The 17,013-nt window shown below is 52.8% G+C and carries 16 protein-coding genes; 11 read left to right on the forward strand and 5 right to left on the reverse strand.

Features of this window, described 5'->3' with window-relative positions; genetic code table 11:
* Positions 1-4: 4 nt before the first annotated feature.
* The gene (locus DFO57_RS00265) at positions 5-1,198 is read right to left on the reverse strand and encodes an AI-2E family transporter (protein ID WP_013024992.1); all 1,194 of its coding nucleotides are present in this window, start codon (positions 1,196-1,198) and stop codon (positions 5-7) included.
* A 409-nt stretch (positions 1,199-1,607) separates the two neighbouring features.
* On the opposite strand from DFO57_RS00265, the gene DFO57_RS00270 reads away from it, so the two are divergent.
* Positions 1,608-2,873, forward strand: coding sequence for a phosphatase PAP2 family protein (locus DFO57_RS00270; RefSeq protein ID WP_110014974.1), 1,266 nt, complete (start codon positions 1,608-1,610; stop codon positions 2,871-2,873).
* Positions 2,874-2,905: 32 nt separating this feature from the next.
* On the opposite strand, the gene DFO57_RS00275 is transcribed toward DFO57_RS00270, so the two are convergent.
* The gene (locus tag DFO57_RS00275) at positions 2,906-4,099 is read right to left on the reverse strand and encodes a zinc-dependent alcohol dehydrogenase (protein ID WP_014606326.1); all 1,194 of its coding nucleotides are present in this window, start codon (positions 4,097-4,099) and stop codon (positions 2,906-2,908) included.
* Between the two features lie 402 nt (positions 4,100-4,501).
* On the opposite strand from DFO57_RS00275, the gene DFO57_RS00280 reads away from it, so the two are divergent.
* The 4 genes from DFO57_RS00280 (at position 4,502) to DFO57_RS00295 (ending at position 8,924) form a co-directional block, all read left to right on the forward strand.
* Positions 4,502-5,788, forward strand: coding sequence for an HAAAP family serine/threonine permease (locus DFO57_RS00280; RefSeq protein ID WP_078828858.1), 1,287 nt, complete (start codon positions 4,502-4,504; stop codon positions 5,786-5,788).
* 160 nt (positions 5,789-5,948) lie between these two features.
* Complete coding sequence (locus DFO57_RS00285) at positions 5,949-7,043, forward strand: ABC transporter substrate-binding protein (RefSeq protein WP_013024996.1); 1,095 nt, start codon at positions 5,949-5,951, stop codon at positions 7,041-7,043.
* A gap of 491 nt (positions 7,044-7,534) precedes the next feature.
* Positions 7,535-7,969 (forward strand): RcnB family protein, encoded by a 435-nt coding sequence (locus tag DFO57_RS00290; RefSeq protein ID WP_013024997.1) that lies wholly within the window; start codon positions 7,535-7,537, stop codon positions 7,967-7,969.
* Positions 7,970-8,072: 103 nt separating this feature from the next.
* Positions 8,073-8,924: a Cof-type HAD-IIB family hydrolase gene (locus DFO57_RS00295; protein ID WP_078828543.1), complete on the forward strand. Its 852-nt coding sequence runs from the start codon at positions 8,073-8,075 to the stop codon at positions 8,922-8,924.
* Positions 8,925-8,943: 19 nt separating this feature from the next.
* Here the strand turns inward: DFO57_RS00295 and DFO57_RS00300 are convergent, their stop codons facing one another.
* Positions 8,944-10,092 carry an iron-containing alcohol dehydrogenase gene (locus DFO57_RS00300; protein ID WP_013024999.1) on the reverse strand — a complete coding sequence of 383 codons (1,149 nt, stop codon included), beginning with the start codon at positions 10,090-10,092 and terminating at the stop codon, positions 8,944-8,946.
* A 289-nt stretch (positions 10,093-10,381) separates the two neighbouring features.
* Here DFO57_RS00300 and gntT point away from each other — a divergent pair, with 289 nt between their 5' ends.
* On the forward strand, positions 10,382-11,698 hold the full coding sequence (gene gntT / locus DFO57_RS00305) for a gluconate transporter (protein ID WP_013025000.1): 1,317 nt from the start codon (positions 10,382-10,384) through the stop codon (positions 11,696-11,698).
* 50 nt (positions 11,699-11,748) lie between these two features.
* Here the strand turns inward: gntT and DFO57_RS00310 are convergent, their stop codons facing one another.
* Complete coding sequence (locus tag DFO57_RS00310) at positions 11,749-11,994, reverse strand: hypothetical protein (RefSeq protein ID WP_014606320.1); 246 nt, start codon at positions 11,992-11,994, stop codon at positions 11,749-11,751.
* Positions 11,995-12,930: 936 nt separating this feature from the next.
* Here DFO57_RS00310 and pagP point away from each other — a divergent pair.
* The 5 genes from pagP (at position 12,931) to tatE (ending at position 15,860) form a co-directional block, all read left to right on the forward strand.
* A complete protein-coding gene (pagP, locus tag DFO57_RS00325; RefSeq protein ID WP_029568529.1) occupies positions 12,931-13,503 on the forward strand; it encodes a lipid IV(A) palmitoyltransferase PagP in 573 nt (190 codons plus the stop codon).
* A gap of 150 nt (positions 13,504-13,653) precedes the next feature.
* The gene (cspE, locus tag DFO57_RS00330; RefSeq protein WP_006118399.1) at positions 13,654-13,863 is read left to right on the forward strand and encodes a transcription antiterminator/RNA stability regulator CspE; all 210 of its coding nucleotides are present in this window, start codon (positions 13,654-13,656) and stop codon (positions 13,861-13,863) included.
* A 350-nt stretch (positions 13,864-14,213) separates the two neighbouring features.
* Positions 14,214-14,645 (forward strand): GNAT family N-acetyltransferase, encoded by a 432-nt coding sequence (locus tag DFO57_RS00335; RefSeq protein WP_013025004.1) that lies wholly within the window; start codon positions 14,214-14,216, stop codon positions 14,643-14,645.
* A gap of 63 nt (positions 14,646-14,708) precedes the next feature.
* Positions 14,709-15,506 carry a deaminated glutathione amidase gene (locus DFO57_RS00340; protein ID WP_078828544.1) on the forward strand — a complete coding sequence of 266 codons (798 nt, stop codon included), beginning with the start codon at positions 14,709-14,711 and terminating at the stop codon, positions 15,504-15,506.
* Positions 15,507-15,656: 150 nt separating this feature from the next.
* A complete protein-coding gene (gene tatE / locus DFO57_RS00345; RefSeq protein WP_013025006.1) occupies positions 15,657-15,860 on the forward strand; it encodes a twin-arginine translocase subunit TatE in 204 nt (67 codons plus the stop codon).
* A gap of 110 nt (positions 15,861-15,970) precedes the next feature.
* Here the strand turns inward: tatE and lipA are convergent, their stop codons facing one another.
* The gene (gene lipA, locus DFO57_RS00350; protein ID WP_013025007.1) at positions 15,971-16,936 is read right to left on the reverse strand and encodes a lipoyl synthase; all 966 of its coding nucleotides are present in this window, start codon (positions 16,934-16,936) and stop codon (positions 15,971-15,973) included.
* Positions 16,937-17,013 lie beyond the last annotated feature (77 nt).

Genomic DNA, 17,013 nt, shown 5'->3' on the forward strand with positions numbered 1-17,013 from the left:
TGGCTTATTTTCGAGCCGGCTCGGCCGGAACCGTTTTCGCCTCTAAGGCCTCGGCCTTTGCGGCCTCTGCTTCTGCCGCATCCTGTTGTGCTGTATCAGACTGTTTTTTTCCTTCTTCAATAAACTCTTCATCGATCTCTTCGATGTTTTCACGGTTATCGCGTCCGGACAGCAGATTCCAGCAGGCAATGAACAGCGCGGCGATCACCGGGCCAATCACGAAGCCGTTAATGCCGTAGATTTCCATCCCACCCAGCGTCGTAATCAGAATCAGGTAGTCAGGCATTTTGGTGTCTTTGCCCACCAGCAGCGGGCGCAGAATGTTATCTACCAGGCCGACAACCACGACAAAGAAGCCAACGAGGAACAACCCTTTCCACAGCGCACCGGTGGCGAAGAAGAAAATGGTCGCCGGAACCCAGATGATGGCGGAACCGACCGCAGGAACCAGTGACAGGAAGCCCATCAATGCGCCCCATAGCAGGCTGCCATCGATGCCGGTAAACCAGAAAGCCAGCCCGCCCAGAATCCCCTGCACGACGCCAACGACGACCGTGCCTTTCACCGTTGCGCGTGACACCGCAGCAAATTTCATAAACAGATGATGTTTAACGTAGGTAGACAGCGGAAGTGCTTCCAGAATGAGATGCACCAGATAGGAACCATCTTTCAGCAGGAAGAACAGCAGGTAAAGCATGATGCCGAAGCCAACGGTAAAACTGAACGTACCTTTACCGATGATAAAGGCGCTGCCCGCCAGATACTGACCGCCCTTAAGGGCAAATGCCGACAGCTTCTGCTGAATCTGCGTAGCATTGTCCAGATTATTTTCAGCCAGATAATGTTTAGCCCAGCCCGGTAGGTGCTGTAACAAATCGGCGAAGACCACCGGAAACTGGGCGGAGTTGGTTTGCAGCTTGTGATAAACCGTGTTCACCTCCACCACCATGGATGAGGCGATGATCGCTAACGGGGTGAAAACGATCAGGCAGATGCAAACCAGCGTCAGCAGTGAGGCAAGACCGTTACGATCGCCCAGTTTGCCGCGCAGATACCTTTTGAGCGGGTGGAAGATGACGGCCAGCACCGCTGCCCACAAAATGGCCGAAAAGTAGGGCGCTAATACTTCAAAAAAGGCAATGGTGGCCATTGCTAAAATCAGAAGGAAAAACCCGACAGTAAGTCCTTTAAAGCGCATTGGATAACCTCATGTAAACATCCCTTAATAAGCACGCACGCCGATGCGGCCATTCGCAACCCGAGAGTGTATGAATGTCGCAACGGTAATCAACGATCAATTCTGTTTTTTAATCAATGTCAGATGGCATTCGTGCGGTAACGCCCTCACAACGTCGTAAAGAGGTGGCGGGGCGTAGTCTTGACATCGCCATTGGGCAAGACCTCGTTATCTGTGAATAACACCGGTCAATCCTACACTAGCGTAGCGGGTTAGGCCGTTTTTGCTGCCCGTTCGCGGTGGTTTTTTCAGCGCGCAACGCGCTTTGGGGGTAAACCTCTGGCATAGCAGCTGAAATAAAAATGTCATAGGGCAATGCTAGCGTGACAACCGGCAAGGTCAGAGATAATCAGACATCAAAGGAATAATAATGAAAATGAAATTCACGCTGATTGCGGCGGCACTGCTGGTGGCGCAGCAGGCACAGGCAATTTCGTTGTCCGAGGCCAGCATGCTGGCAAACAACACCTCGCAGGGATCGTCCAGCCCGGCTTTTAACGCACTTGAATTACAGGCGCTGGCGGCAGAGCGTGCGGCCATACAACATGGCGCGCCTGCGCTCAGCCGTGACCAACTCAAGCAGGCGAAGCAGAGTGATAAACTCGCTGACTACCAGTGGCTGAAAGCCAGTGGTTATGATTTCCAGGGGAATGCGTTGCAAAAGGCAGGTATTGCCCTGTTATCAGGGTTCAGCACGCTGCCGAAAGCGGTACTGGACGCCAATCGTGCCACGGTGACATCAATTAATCTCAATGCCACTCAGGGCGAGCGACATCAGGCGCTGGCGGACGCAGAGGGGATCAGCTATCTCTATTTTCTCGCCGATGCCCTCGGGCCGCGTTTAGGTAAAGCCTTCCTGGCCGCCTATGACAAAGGCGAAATCAATAAGGCGGCAGCCCTGATCAAAGCCAGTGAAGTCAGTACCGGTGAAGCAAAAAAACATTTTAACTATCCGCGTCCTTTCCTGCACAAAGGGAATACGATTCATCTGGTGCCGGATGATACGGTGATCAAAGACAATCATCCCTACACGGCCGATGGCGGCTCGTTCCCCAGCGGGCACACCAACACGGGCTATACCGATGCGCTGCTGCTGGCCGAGATGGTGCCGGAGCGGTTTGAAGCCTTACTGCAACGCGGCGCACGCTACGGCTATTCACGGCTGGTTCTGGGCGTGCACTATCCGCTCGACGTGATGGGCTCGCGCATGGTGGCGCAATACAACGTTGCCCATTATCTGAACGATGCCGCTTATCGGACGTTATTCAATGATGCCCGTCAACAACTGCGTAGCGCGCTGGAAAAAGAGTGTGGAACAACCCTGGCGGCGTGCGCCAAACCTGCCGGTAGCGACGATCCTTACGGCAATGGCAGCATGAAGCCGTTTTATCGCTTTACGATGAGCTATAACCTGCCCAAGGTCGCCGGGAACACGGCCAAACTGCGGGTACCGGACGGGGCCGAGGTGCTGCTGGAAACGGCCTTACCAAAGCTGTCCGCAAAACAGCGCCGTAAACTGATGGTGAAAAGTGCCTTATCTGCCGGTTATCCGCTGGGTGGACCGGGCGCCGATCAGGCATTCTGGCAGCGGCTGGATCTGGACGCCGCATACGCACAGGCCAAATCCCACAGATAAAAAACATGGGCGGGAATCTCCCGCCCATGTTTTTACAGCGTGGCCTGGGTTGGCATCATGCCAGGCACCAGAATAACCTTGCGGCACGCTTCTTCACGCTTTTCAAAAATCTCATAACCGCGAGCGGCATCTTCCAGCGGCATATGATGCGTCACGATTTCTTCCGGTTTTAAATGCCCTTTTTCAATCAGATTCAACAGATCGGGCAGGTAAGCATGCACATGCGTCTGGCCCATTTTAAAGGTCAGGCCCTTGTCAAACGCATCGCCAAACAGGAAACCATGAATAAATCCCGCATACACGCCGGGCACGCTGACAATGCCGCCACGGCGAACTGCAGCGATACATTGACGTAACGCTTTGCCGCTGCTGCCTTCTAGCTTCAGGTTGGTTAACACTGTTTCGGTCATGCTGCCTTTGGCTTCAAAACCCACCGCGTCAATCACGGCGTCCACACCGCGGTGTCCCGCGCTGTGCTCAATAATCCAGGCGGCGGGATCGTCGTTGTTATCAAAGTTGATGGGGATCACGCCGTAGCGCTCTCTGGCAAAATTCAGCCGGTAGTCATTGTGATCGATCATGTAGATCTGCTCTGCACCTTCCAGTCGGGCACAGGCGGCACTGAGCAGGCCCACAGGACCTGCGCCAAAAATAGCGACGCTCGATCCCTGTTTAATCTCGGCATTTTTCACCGCCTGCCAGGCCGTAGGCAAAATGTCGGACAGGAACAGAACCTTTTCGTCTGAAAGGGTGTTCGGCACTTTAAAAGGGCCGGCGTTGGCCTTAGGCACGCGCACGTATTCTGCCTGACCACCGGGCACTCCGCCATAGAGTTTACTGTAGCCAAACAGGGCCGCCGGCGGCGTAATGCTTTTGCGGTTTAGCGCCGCGCCTTTGCCGCTGTTGGTGTTTTCACACGCGGCATACTGATGCAGATGACAAAAAAAGCAGTCACCGCAGGCGATAACAAACGGGATCACCACGCGGTCGCCTTTTGCCACGGCCGTTACCGCACTGCCGGCTTCCACCACTTCACCCATGAACTCGTGGCCGAAAATATCGCCATGATCGGTACCGGGAATTTTTCCTCGATAAAGGTGCAGGTCAGAGCCACAGATCGCCGTGGCCGTTACGCGCAGAATAATATCATCGGCGGCTTCCAGTCCGGGATCGGCAACGTTATCAACGCTGACTTTATGAGGGCCGTGATAGGTTAACGCTTTCATAGAGTCGACTCCTGTAAATCACTGGACGGCAACCGCCGATCGGGCGGCGGCTGCATTAACAGCGCGGTTGAGCGCACTGTCCTGTCCAAAACGTTAAAGGTGATTGAAGTGTAGTGAGGAAAAAATGGGTAAGCAGAGCGGTATCCGCAAACTATGGCGGACGGGGCAGGCCGTAACGCCGTCATCACACGTTTTCCCCTGTTTTTGCCGGACAGGTGCACGATATGGCGCTTAACTTGAATTTTTACCGTCAGATAGTGTAAAAAATGGGGCGCAATCGATTACGTCCTGACGGGGCGGGCTAAATCTGGCAGGTTGCACACATGCGTTGATGGCGAAAAACGCCAACCCTTTACCCGCTGCAAGCCTTGATTCAGGCTGATGCATATTCTGGAAGATCTGATGAAAACCTCGCAAACCCGCACGCTGGAAACCCCTCACGTTAATGATGAAACTGGCTGGCGGAAAACGGATACCGTCTGGATGCTGGGTTTATATGGCACCGCTATCGGTGCGGGCGTGTTGTTTCTGCCGATCAATGCGGGCATGGGGGGACTGTTACCCTTGATCGTTATGGCGGTGCTGGCGTTTCCCTTGACCTTCTTTGCCCATCGGGCCTTAACGCGTTTTGTCCTCTCTGGCAGCAATCCGGCAGGGGATATCACCGACGTGGTTGAAGAGCATTTTGGCGCAGGGGCGGGCAAACTGATTACGCTGCTCTATTTTTTTGCCATTTACCCTATTTTGCTGATGTACAGCGTAGCCATGACTAATACCGTTGAAAGCCTGATGGTGAATCAGCTGGGCCTGGTGCCGCCGCCGCGTGCGCTCCTGTCGTTGATATTGATTATCGGCATGATGACGGTGGTGCGCTTTGGCAAAAGCATGATTGTGAAAGCGATGAGCGTCCTGGTTTATCCGTTTGTCGCCGTGTTGATGCTGATGGCGTGTTGTCTGATTCCTTACTGGCACGGGGCCGCACTGGAAACCCTCAATACGGGCAGCGGGCGCAACCTGTGGATGACGCTGTGGCTTGCCCTGCCGGTCATGGTATTCTCGTTTAATCACTCGCCAATCATCTCCTCGTTCGCCCTGGCGAAGCGGCAAGAGTACGGCGAGCAGGCCGAGCGAAAATGCTCCCGGATTCTGGCCTGCGCGCACCTTTTGATGGTGCTTACCGTGATGTTCTTTGTCTTCAGCTGCGTACTCAGCCTCTCGCCGCAAGACTTACAGTCCGCTAAAGCGCAAAACATTTCGATCTTGTCCTACCTTGCCAACCATTTTAATGCGCCGCTTATCGCCTGGATTGGGCCGTTGATAGCCGTGGTGGCGATCACCAAGTCATTCCTTGGCCACTATCTGGGCGCACGTGAAGGGTTCAACGGCATGGTTAATAAAGCGCTCCGTAGCCGGGGCAAAGCGATAGCCCCTGACAGGCTGAATCGTCTGACGGCCGTGTTTATGCTGCTGACAACCTGGCTGGTGGCAACGCTCGATCCCAATATCCTCAAAATGATTGAAACGCTGGGCGGCCCGATCATTGCCGTAATTCTGTTTTTGATGCCGATGTACGCTATCCAGCGGGTGCCCGCTATGCGTCAATACAGTGGCAAACTCAGTAATTTGTTTGTGATGCTCGCCGGTCTGATCGCCATTTCGGCCATTTTTTATTCGCTGCTTAAGGCGTAATTCTCATTGATATCAAGGCGCCGTCCGATCGTTATGCCGGGACGGCGCCAACCTGGGACAGCGTTCAGACGTATTCATTAAACAAAGGTTTATATTTGTTACGAATTAGCATGGTAAAGTTAACGAGAATAATTCTTATTTCTCAACAGGGTTAATAAACATGAAATTCGGTATTTTTGCAGCCACGTTGCTGGCCTCAACGGTCTGTTCGGCCACCACCTATCCTCTGACCGTAACGGATGTGGATGGACAGACGATTACGCTGCAGAAAGAACCTCAGCACGTCATTCTCCAGGACGGGCGAGACATCATGACGCTGGCGCTGCTGGACCGGGATAACCCTTTTAAACGGGTTGTGGCATGGAATAACCTGCCAAAGAAACAGGATACGCAAACCTGGGCGCTGCTGAAGAAAACCTGGCCGCAGGCTGAGAAGATTGTGGATATGGGCTTCAACGATCAGGGGCAGGTGAACCTCGAAAGCGTATTGGCAAAGAAACCGGATATCATGATTGCGCAGTTGCGTGCCAAACCTGCGCTGATGCAGTCGGGAGTGCTGACCACGCTCAAAAGCCTGAACATCCCGGTCGTGTTTGTTGACTATGAACTGCATCCTAAAGAAAACACCGTGCCGGGTATTACGCTGCTGGGTAAAGTGCTGAACCGTGAAGCCGAGGCGAAGGCCTACACCGATTTTTACCAGCAGCACTGGCAGAATCTGCAGAAGGGCATTGACCAGGTTAAAACCAAACCCACCGTCTTTATCGAACCGATAGCCGGCAACAGCGACAGCTGCTGCTTTACGCATAGCCACAGCGGCTGGGGTGGACTGGTGGAAGCGGTCGGCGGCAAAAATATCGGATCGACTTTGCTGCCGGGTAACGCAGGTTTTGTTTCCCTTGAGAAAATCATTGCCATGAAGCCGGACGTTTACATCATGACGGGGTCAAAACGTTCCAACAGTAATGTACTGCCGTTCGGTTACGGATCGGACAGGAAAGCGGTGGCGGCAACCTTTACGACGTTGTTGAAGCGTACAGGATTAGCGCAGATTGAGCCGGTAAAACAGGGGCGCACCTACGGGATCTATCACCACTTCTACAACCATCCTTACAACATTATCGGGATGGAGATTCTGGCAAAAGATTTGTATCCAAAGCAGTTTAGTCAGCTCGATCCGGTGGCGGATTACCATCAAATCATCCGCAGGTTTACAAAATTACCGGATGCGCCTGTGCTGCTGAGTTACCCCTGATGGTCATCCGTTCAGGCGTAAAGCGCGCCTGAACGGATAAAACTGAACACCCGTTTTCAGGTTTGCGATGTGCAGCGGTGTATTTCTTATTGGATCAAACCGGCATGTAAAATATATCCGAGCCGTTTTTCATCCAACTGTCATTAACCAGAGGTTATTATTTCATCCCGACACTTGTGATGTGGTGTTGTCTGCTTTGCTTCTCCCTTTTTCTCTTAAGGGGCATTTTCCAGTTTACTGGCTTTGACGATAACTTCCCGATCTCAGGATCGGGGTTTTATTTTGATGCCTCGCCAGGTTTGAGTCCCCAAACGATTTTCCGCAAGGTATCTGTGTTTCACGCCTGATGCAGCGTGCCTGACGAGAGAGAGACGCCGTCCGCGCCTGTTAGCGCGCTGACTTTTAAGAGTTTTGGTCATTCTTATTTCTTCCAGTTACGACAATAGTAATGGCAACGGCGCTGAGTCGCCGTTACCACTGGAGGCAGTACCATGAAAAAAATAAAATCAGGTTTGATTATCGCCCTTTTAGCATACAGCACGATGTACAGCAGCCCTGGGCTGGCACAGGGGCCTGGCGGCCCAGACGGTCCGTGGCATCATCCTGGCCGCGGTCCCGACGGCGATGGCCCGCCAGGCCTGGATCGCGATGGACCTCCCGGCCACCGGCCTGGCCCGCCACCGCCAGATGTGCGGCGCGATTATCATCACGATCGCTTTGCCTGGCGCGGTCATGAGTTTCGCCGTGGTGGCCCTGTACCGCGAGAGTACTGCGGTGAAGATTATCGGGTTGATGACTGGCGTGAGCGTGGTCTGAGAGAACCGCCGCCGGGTCAGCACTGGGCCGACATCGACGGTAACTATGTTTTGATTGCCGCCGCCACCGGCATTATTACCTCGCTGATCCTGAATAACGCGTTTCAATAGCGACACAGGGATGGCCGATGCCATCCCTTTTTTATGCACCGAACGCCCGTTACCAGGCTATTCTGACAGTTAATCCTGAACGTTTACCGGCTAAGGAGTTCTGATGACCATGGTTAAGATGGTTGCTGTTGATATGGATGGCACCTTTCTGGATGACAAAAAGCAGTATAACCGCGCGCGTTTCCTCGCCTGTTACCACCAGCTCACTCAGCGACATATCAAATTTGTCGTGGCCAGCGGCAATCAATACCATCAACTCCGCTCATTTTTCCCTGAGATCGCCAGTGAGATTGCGTTTGTCGCAGAAAACGGCGCGTTAATTATCGATCGTGATCAAGAACTGTTCTGCGGTTCTTTTAGCCGTAATGACATTGATGCGGTACTCGATACGCTTGAAAATGGCCACTATCCTGATCTGCGCTATCTGCTCTGCGGACGTGAGAGCGCCTACTACTTCGAAGGGATGGATGAGAAGTGGCTGGTCAAGATGCGGCATTATTGCCACCGGCTCAGGCCCATTCGTTCTCTTGATGAGGTTGCCGACGACAGGATACTTAAGTTTGCCCTTAATCTGTCGGATGAGTATGTCGAGCCTTTAATGGCGGATATCCAGCGCCTGCACGAAGGTTCGGCGGCGGCAACATCGAGCGGGCACGGTTCGGTTGACTTAATCGTTCCTGGTCAGCATAAAGCTAACGGCCTGAACCTGCTGGCGCAGCGCTGGGGCATTTCTCACGATCGGGTACTGGCCTTTGGCGACGGCGGTAACGATCTCGAGATGCTGCAGCAGTCGGGTTTCAGTTTCGCGATGAGCAATGCGCCGCAGCGGGTTAAAGACGCCGCGCGCTTCCTGGCACCCGCGAATAATGATGAAGGTGTGCTACAGGTGATCGAGCAAATGCTTGCAGGTGAAACGCCCTTTAGCGGGGCGGAACAGGGGGAATGTGCGGGCTAAAACACCGCCCGCACTACGCTTACGCGCTGACCGGCCAGGCGCGCGTAATCATGTCGCGCATCTCATCTTTGCTGTAGCTGACGAGGCTGTTTTTACTGTTGGCCCGGGCCAGGATCCAGTCGATATCCGACGGGCTTAACGTTGGCCCCTCCTGCCAGAACGTCATAATGGCTGAGCGTTGTAGCCAGGCTTTAAGATAGCGCGCGGGTGAATCGGTCTCCTCGTCAAAAAGCTGCGCATGCATTTCATCCATGAGCTGACGCTGGCGCGCATGCTGGCTGTCTGCAAGATGATCCAGAAACGTGAACAGCAGCCTGCCGCACACTTCACCATGATGGAAGGGTTTAATCGCGCCCAGCTCTCCGGCGATGCCGTGAATGACGCCCAGCCCCGCGCTGCTCAGGCTGACACCGCCCAACCAGGACGCCATCATCATCGCCTCACGCGCGCGATCGCCGGTTTCGTCTTGCTGGTTTTGCCGAGGCCATCCCTGAATAAACTGACGCAGTCCGGTAAGGGCTAACTGGCGCGTAAAGAGGTTGCCCTTGCTGGAAAGATAGGCTTCAAATAAATGGGTAAACGCGTCGATTCCACAGGTGGCAAGCACCTTATCGGGGGCGCCCTTAAGCAAGTCAGGATCGAGAATCGCGACCTGTGGCACGAACACCGGATGGCGCAACGATGCTTTTATCTGGATATCCCGCTGGTCAGTTACGACGGCGTTCTGCGTGACCTCACTGCCGGTGCCCGCCGTGGTGGGAATCGCGATGAGCGGCAAGGTAACGGCGCTGACTGCCGTGTCTCCGACTTTTTCCAGGTAGCGGGCGGTGGGAAGCGGGTGCTGAATCATGGCGCTGAAGGCCTTGGCGGCATCCAGAACACTGCCGCCTCCTACGGCGATAACCCGATCGACATGGCCGCGCCAGCGCGCCACCCAGCCATCAATATCGGCAGGCGAGGCCTCGTTGCTCACAATTTCATAACCCACAATGTGATCGTTCAGCGTGGTTTTAATTCGGGCATAGGCGTCGCCCTGTAAGAACGAACGGCCGCAAAAGAGCAGGGTAGCCTGGGGTTGGGCGGCCAACAGGGGAATCAGTTTGTTAAGGCTTCCCTGGCCGAAAAGGGTTTGTTGATTGCTGTACAGCTCACTCAGATTGTCACTCACCAGCGCATCCTTTTATATCTTCGCTAAAATCTGAGTGTAACGAAAAGCGGGCGATCGGCCCCGCGAAACTTTCTTATAGCGAGGGGAGCAAAAGTTGATCGTCTTCGCAAAACGCAAATTCAACGACGTGGAGTGATGCTTTAACACGGATGTTACCCTTAACATGTTATCGGTAACAGGGGTTGTCAAAATGTTACGACCATGGCAGCGCCCCAATTTTGCGCGTCCTCCGGGACGACGATAACAAAGCGGCACTGAAAAGATTCAGAGCATCAGGTGGAGAAAAATTATGCCATTACTCTATGTGGCGATTGGCGTGGCATTACTGTTACTGCTGATGATTCGCTTTAAACTCAACGGCTTTATCGCACTGATTTTGGTCGCCCTGGCGGTAGGGATCATGCAGGGCATGCCGGTCAACAAAGTCATTCTTTCGATTAAAAACGGCGTCGGCGGGACGCTGGGCGGACTGGCGCTGATCATGGGATTTGGTGCCATGCTCGGTAAATTACTGGCCGACTGTGGTGGTGCACAACGTATCGCCACCACATTGATCGATAAATTTGGCACAAGGCACATCCAGTGGGCGCTGGTGCTGACCGGTTTTATCGTTGGTTTTGCCTTGTTCTACGAAGTGGGCTTTGTGCTGATGCTGCCGCTGGTGTTTAGCGTTGCGGCTTCTGCACGGGTACCGCTGCTGTTTGTTGGCGTTCCTATGGCGGCGGCGTTGTCTGTCACCCATGGTTTTTTACCGCCTCATCCTGGCCCAACGGCAATAGCGACGCTGTTTAACGCCGATATGGGAAAAACCCTGCTTTTTGGTACCTTACTGGGCATTCCGACCGTTATCCTGGCGGGGCCGGTCTACGCGCGTTTCCTCAAAGGCATTGATAAGCCTATCCCTGAAGGGCTCTACAACCCCAAAACCTTTAGTGAAACCGAAATGCCAGGCTTTGGCGTCAGCGTCTGGACATCGCTTGTTCCGGTCATCCTGATGGCACTGCGTGCGGTAGCGGAGATGGTGCTGCCCAAGGGACATGCGCTGTTGCCTTATGCCGAGTTCTTTGGCGATCCTGTTATGGCGACGCTAATTGCCGTGCTGATTGCGATCTTCACCTTTGGTCTGAACCGCGGGCGCAGCATGGAACAGGTGATGGACACGTTAAGCGATTCCATCAAAATTATTGCCATGATGCTGCTGATTATCGGGGGCGGCGGGGCCTTCAAGCAGGTTCTGGTGGACAGCGGCGTGGATAAATACATTGCCAATATGATGCATGCCACCAATTTGTCGCCGTTGTTTATGGCCTGGTCTATTGCTGCTGTGCTGCGTATCGCGCTTGGCTCGGCAACCGTGGCGGCGATTACCGCCGGAGGCATTGTCGCGCCGTTAATTGTAACCAGCGGTGCCAGTCCTGAATTAATGGTGATAGCCGTGGGGTCGGGCAGTGTGATTTTTTCACACGTTAACGATCCAGGATTCTGGCTGTTTAAAGAGTATTTCAACCTGACGATAGGCGAAACCATCCGCTCCTGGTCAGCACTGGAAACGATTATATCAGTGTGTGGTTTAGTGGGATGCTTGCTACTTTCTTACGTGGTGTAAAGGCGCCTGCACGTGACAAAAGGGCCGCGCAAACATGGCGGCCCCTGCCGTTAATCTGACGCTTCAAAGCCCGCTTTTACCATCTGTTCTCGCAGTGCGCGGGCGATCTCCCGGTTACCTCCGGTAACCGGATAAATCACGTTATTCACCACATCATCAAGGTAATGCTCCGCAAATTCCTGTCGGGTAAGTTGCGTGCCGCCTTCATCATTAATGGCGAAAAAACCTTTGATTTGTTCACCGCTGTCTTTTGCCTTCAGGCTGTAGCGGCCCATGCTGGTATTAATGCTACTCATAAGGTCTCTCTCCCTGCTTTGCATTTTTAGTGTCAAAACCGTCGAGTTGTCCTGTCCGCCTAAATTTTAGCCAGAGATGATTCTGAAAACGAAGCGACAGGGATGACAAAAAGGCCGCTATGCGATGCTTCTCACAGAAAATAACAATTAAAGCTGAATGTTGCTTTCATAGTTGAGAAGGCAATAAGCAAAAAGCACATCGCTGAATTTTGCCTATACTGTTATGGGAATGTTTTTTAATGGTAAGGGAGAGGAAATGAAAATAATTCTGTGGATTATCGCCATTATTTTTATCGTGGGACTGTTGACCCTGACAGGGGTATTCAAACTGATTTTCTGATTCGACGGGCATCTTGACGGGTGCCCGCAGCCCGACCAGCGAGCGTTTCTCTTGACACCGCGAGCCGGTAAGATTTTCATGCTGCTACCTGCTACCTGCTACCTGCTACCTGCTACCTGCTACCTGCTACCTGCTACCTGCTACCTGCTACCTGCTACCTGCTACCTGCTACCTGCTACCTGCTACCTGCTACCTGCTACCTGCTACCTGGTTAAGCGAGCGCATTTTTACTGGCATTACCCTGACCCTTAATCATTCTTTATGTGGTTTACCTGAGGTGGTGTGATGGTAAAAGTCGCTGTTTATCACTGCTCGCCCCGTTCGGCGCCTGTATGAAGGCGCGACGTGATGTTGCGTAAGTGTTGAGTTTGGTTGTGAAAACTACAGAACTTAGTGGAAATGTTGAAAGTTCTTGCTGTTTGGGCTTGGTTCATCTTTTTTGCGCTAAAATTGCTCGTGCTTTATTACGTCAATGATAATTACATGCTGAATACCCTGAGCATTTTTTTTTAAATTTCGGGTCAGGCGGGTCTTCCCGTTGCTGATTTTCAGCATGGAACACTGCGTTCAATCAATAAGAGACAGGTAATACCGAAGTGAACAGGTACCTTTTAACAATGTTATCAGCTCCATTACTGGCGCTGTTTTTTTCTTTTTCCCTCCAGGCCGCTATGCTCTCCCAAGAGATTAAATCAGGCTGGGATACCTTTACCGGCAACGTCCAGCAAACCTGGCAACAGCCTGATGCAATTGATGTTTATGTGCCCGCCATCACCTGGCACAACCGCTGGACGTATGATGAAGAGCATATTCACAGATATAACGAACGTCCTTGGGGCGCCGGTGGTGGCGTTTCGCGTTACGATGAGAAAGGGAACTGGCACGGCCTTTACCTGATGGCGTTCAAAGATTCTTTCAACAAGTGGGAACCGTTTGGCGGTTATGGCTGGGAGGCCACCTGGCGACCTTTGCAGGATCAAAATTTTCACTATGGTCTGGGCTATACCGCAGGGGTAACGGCACGGCATAACTGGGGATACTATCCCGTTCCGGCCATATTACCGTTGGCGTCAATAGGTTATGGTTCGCTGAACTTTCAAATGACTTATATTCCAGGCACTTACAACAACGGTAACGTGTATTTTGCCTGGCTGCGCTGGCAGTTTTAAGCTCTGGAGCCAGTGAAAAAGTAACCAAAGGGTAAATAATAGCGATATTTATCACTTTTTCATCAAATCAGGCTGGACAAAACCCTCAGCAATTGCTGTACTAGATGGCGACACAGTTTAGTGTCCATTTTTCATGTAAAGGTAATATAGATGTCTAAGATTAAAGGTAACGTTAAGTGGTTTAATGAATCTAAAGGATTCGGTTTCATTACTCCTGAAGATGGCAGCAAAGATGTATTCGTACACTTCTCTGCGATCCAGAGCAATGGCTTCAAAACTCTGGCTGAAGGTCAGCGTGTAGAGTTTGAAATCACTGACGGCGCAAAAGGCCCATCTGCTGCTAACGTTATCAGTCTGTAAGTTAACAGTCAGAATTCTAAAAACCCGCCTTCTGGCGGGTTTTTTTATGCCGGTATGCGTCACATTTCTGGCTGAAGGATGAAACGGCTTTAAGGCGCAATTGCAGTGCTGCCGCTGCCTCGTCCCCGGATCATTTCCTGCACATCACGCCCTCAGGCACTCTCGCGCTTTTCGATATCACGCTGGCACACGGCGCCAGACAGGCTACTGCAGCACGATAACCGCCAGTAAACTGCGGCGCGAGTCACAGATAATCCTTGTAACATAATCATAACAACTCGCAGGGGGAGCATTTTAGCGCGTCTCAGGTTATAACTGACTCTCCGCATAACAGATAAAGAGGTGCCAGGATGGATATTCGTCCGGCTCAGGCGAAAGACAGCTTCGTACTGAGCGCGTTGTTAAGTGAACTCGGTTATGGCGGTACAGAGCATTTTATTGAACAACGTCTGGCCCAGCTTATGACGGATCCCAATGAAAAGCTGCTGATCGCAGAACAGGGTAATCATGTACTGGGATTCCTTTCCCTGCATTTTATCCCTCAGTTGGCGCTGGCAGGGGATTTTGCCCGTATCAGCTATTTTTGCATCGCGGACGGTGAGCGCAGCAAAGGTGTGGGCCAGAAACTGCTCCAGCATGCAGAAGCCCTGGCAGCGCAGCACGGCTGCGACCGCATGGAAGTTCACTGTCATGCTTCACGTCTTAAAGCTAACCAGTTTTATGGCCGTGAAGGCTATGTTGAATCACCACGCTACCATGTGAAAGCCCTTCAGCCTTTGTAAGAGCATTGAAAGGTTACCAAAGGGCCTGTATCACGGCAGTACTGCTTTCAGGGAGAACCCACGATGAAAGTCGCATTAGGGCAATTTGCGGTTCAGCGTGACTGGCAGGAAAACGCCATAACCTGCCAGGACATGATGGACAAGGCCAGCCGTGCCGGGGCCGATCTGCTGGTTCTGCCAGAAGCGGTGCTGGCCACCGATATCACTAATCCCGATTTCATACTGGAAGCCGCTCAGCCGCCTGACGGGCCGTTTCTGTCGCAACTGCTTAGCGCCAGCAAGGGCCATGGGCTGACTACCGTGCTGGGAATGCATATGCCGGGCAGTGAGCGCAAAGTGTTTAACGTGCTGGTGGTCATTCGTGATGGCAAGATCGTGGCAGAATACCGCAAGCTGCATCTGTACGATGCGTTCGCGATGCAGGAATCAAAGCGGGTTGAAGCCGGACAAGAGATTCCGCCGCTGGTGGACGTTGCGGGCATGAAAGTCGGGCTGATGACCTGCTACGATGTGCGTTTTCCCGAGCTGTCGCGGCGTCTGGCGCTGGAGGGGGCCGAGGTGTTGGTCTTACCCTCCGCATGGGTCAAAGGGGCGCTAAAAGAGATGCATTGGGATTTACTTACCCGCACGCGCGCGCTGGAAAATACCTGTTATGTGGTGGCTGTAGGCGAGTGCGGTATGCGTAATATTGGCAATAGCATGGTGGTCGATCCCCTTGGCGTACCGATAAGCCGGGCGGCCGAGTCCCAGGCACTTATTTTTGCCGAGCTCGATCCACAAAGAATCGCAACAGCGCGCGCAATGCTGCCGGTGCTGGATAACCGCCGTTTTAGCCGGCCCGAACTGGATGGAACGCGCTAACCGGGGGCAGGGATCATCGCTACCCGATTGGGCCTGAAACCTGACGGCGCCGCTGCGCGATCTTAATCTGTTACAGATTACGCTTGAGGTTAGCGCTAAACTGCGCCTAAATAAGCGTTACCGTTATTCGCCAGATTATAAAGGTTATATATGGAAGGTATCAGTATTGCCAAGCTGCTGATTATCGGTGCGCTTATCGTACTGCTTTTCGGCACCAACAAGTTACGTTCTCTGGGTGGCGATCTGGGCTCCGCAATCAAAGGCTTTAAAAAGGCCATGAAAGACGAAGACACCAGTGCAGCGCGCACCACGGCAGAAGAAACCCCTGCGGAACGCGTTTCTCATAAAGATTAACGCGGCGTCAGTTTTAGAAAAGTGTTAATTTTTATTTCTGACAGCCATAAAAAAACCAGATTGCGGGCAATCTGGTTTTTTGCTTTTTAAGGCAGCCAGCAGGCGAACGGTTATTTCACTTCCAGGCCTTTTGCCTGCATGTCGGCATGGTAAGACGAACGGACAAAAGGACCGCAGGCAGCATGGGTAAAGCCCATCGCCAGTGCCTCTTCTTTCATTTCATCAAATTCCGCCGGGCTGACATAGCGCTGAACAGGCAAATGGTGGCGGCTGGGCTGCAGATACTGACCCAGAGTTAACATTGTCACGCCATGACGACGCAGGTCACGCATGACCTCGACGATTTCAGCGTTAGTTTCTCCCAGGCCTACCATTAAACCGGATTTTGTCGGTACCTCGGGATGGGCTTCTTTAAACCGTTCCAGCAGCTTCAGTGACCATTCATAGTTTGCGCCCGGCCGTACCTGGCGATACACGCGAGGCACGTTCTCGAGGTTGTGGTTAAATACATCTGGCGGTGTGGCAGTCAGAATTTCAAGCGCACGATCCATGCGGCCACGGAAGTCAGGCACCAGCGTTTCAATTTTGATGCTGGGGCTTTTTTCCCGGATAGCCGTAATACAGTCGGCAAAATGCTGAGCGCCGCCGTCACGTAAATCGTCGCGATCCACCGAGGTAATAACCACATAACGCAGTGCCATGTCGGCGATGGTCTGGGCGAGTTTACCCGGTTCGTTTGCATCGGGTGCGTTAGGACGACCGTGGGCCACGTCGCAGAACGGGCAACGGCGGGTACAGATCGCGCCCAGGATCATAAAGGTCGCTGTGCCGTGATTAAAACATTCAGCAAGGTTAGGGCAGGAGGCTTCCTCACAAACGGAGTGGAGCCCGTTTTTACGCATTGCGGCTTTAATGCCCTGAATACGACTGGAGTCCGCCGGCAGTTTGATTTTCATCCACTCCGGCTTGCGTAGAATCTCTTGCCGGTCGACGGCCACGGTTTTCACCGGGATCAGCGCCATTTTGTCTGCGTCACGATATTTGACGCCGCGTTCCATCTGAATTGGTTTACTCATAAATCAGCAGGTTCCGGTCGGATTGCGATTTGAAAGCTGTCTCACTCAATCAGAGAAGGCGGCTTTCAACTTTATTT

Origin of the sequence: Pantoea sp. AG702 (assembly GCF_003182295.1) — a bacterium.
GTDB lineage: Bacteria > Pseudomonadota > Gammaproteobacteria > Enterobacterales > Enterobacteriaceae > Pantoea > Pantoea ananatis.

Bases quoted from the DNA above. Each gene is read 5' to 3' on its own strand.
- DFO57_RS00265 (WP_013024992.1), bottom strand. From the start codon at position 1,198: ATGCGCTTTAAAGGACTTACTGTCGGGTTTTTCCTTCTGATTTTAGCA.
- DFO57_RS00270 (WP_110014974.1), top strand. From the start codon at position 1,608: ATGAAAATGAAATTCACGCTGATTGCGGCGGCACTGCTGGTGGCGCAG.
- DFO57_RS00275 (WP_014606326.1), bottom strand. From the start codon at position 4,099: ATGAAAGCGTTAACCTATCACGGCCCTCATAAAGTCAGCGTTGATAAC.
- DFO57_RS00280 (WP_078828858.1), top strand. From the start codon at position 4,502: ATGAAAACCTCGCAAACCCGCACGCTGGAAACCCCTCACGTTAATGAT.
- DFO57_RS00285 (WP_013024996.1), top strand. From the start codon at position 5,949: ATGAAATTCGGTATTTTTGCAGCCACGTTGCTGGCCTCAACGGTCTGT.
- DFO57_RS00290 (WP_013024997.1), top strand. From the start codon at position 7,535: ATGAAAAAAATAAAATCAGGTTTGATTATCGCCCTTTTAGCATACAGC.
- DFO57_RS00295 (WP_078828543.1), top strand. From the start codon at position 8,073: ATGACCATGGTTAAGATGGTTGCTGTTGATATGGATGGCACCTTTCTG.
- gntT (WP_013025000.1), top strand. From the start codon at position 10,382: ATGCCATTACTCTATGTGGCGATTGGCGTGGCATTACTGTTACTGCTG.
- DFO57_RS00310 (WP_014606320.1), bottom strand. From the start codon at position 11,994: ATGAGTAGCATTAATACCAGCATGGGCCGCTACAGCCTGAAGGCAAAA.
- cspE (WP_006118399.1), top strand. From the start codon at position 13,654: ATGTCTAAGATTAAAGGTAACGTTAAGTGGTTTAATGAATCTAAAGGA.
- DFO57_RS00335 (WP_013025004.1), top strand. From the start codon at position 14,214: ATGGATATTCGTCCGGCTCAGGCGAAAGACAGCTTCGTACTGAGCGCG.
- DFO57_RS00340 (WP_078828544.1), top strand. From the start codon at position 14,709: ATGAAAGTCGCATTAGGGCAATTTGCGGTTCAGCGTGACTGGCAGGAA.
- tatE (WP_013025006.1), top strand. From the start codon at position 15,657: ATGGAAGGTATCAGTATTGCCAAGCTGCTGATTATCGGTGCGCTTATC.
- lipA (WP_013025007.1), bottom strand. From the start codon at position 16,936: ATGAGTAAACCAATTCAGATGGAACGCGGCGTCAAATATCGTGACGCA.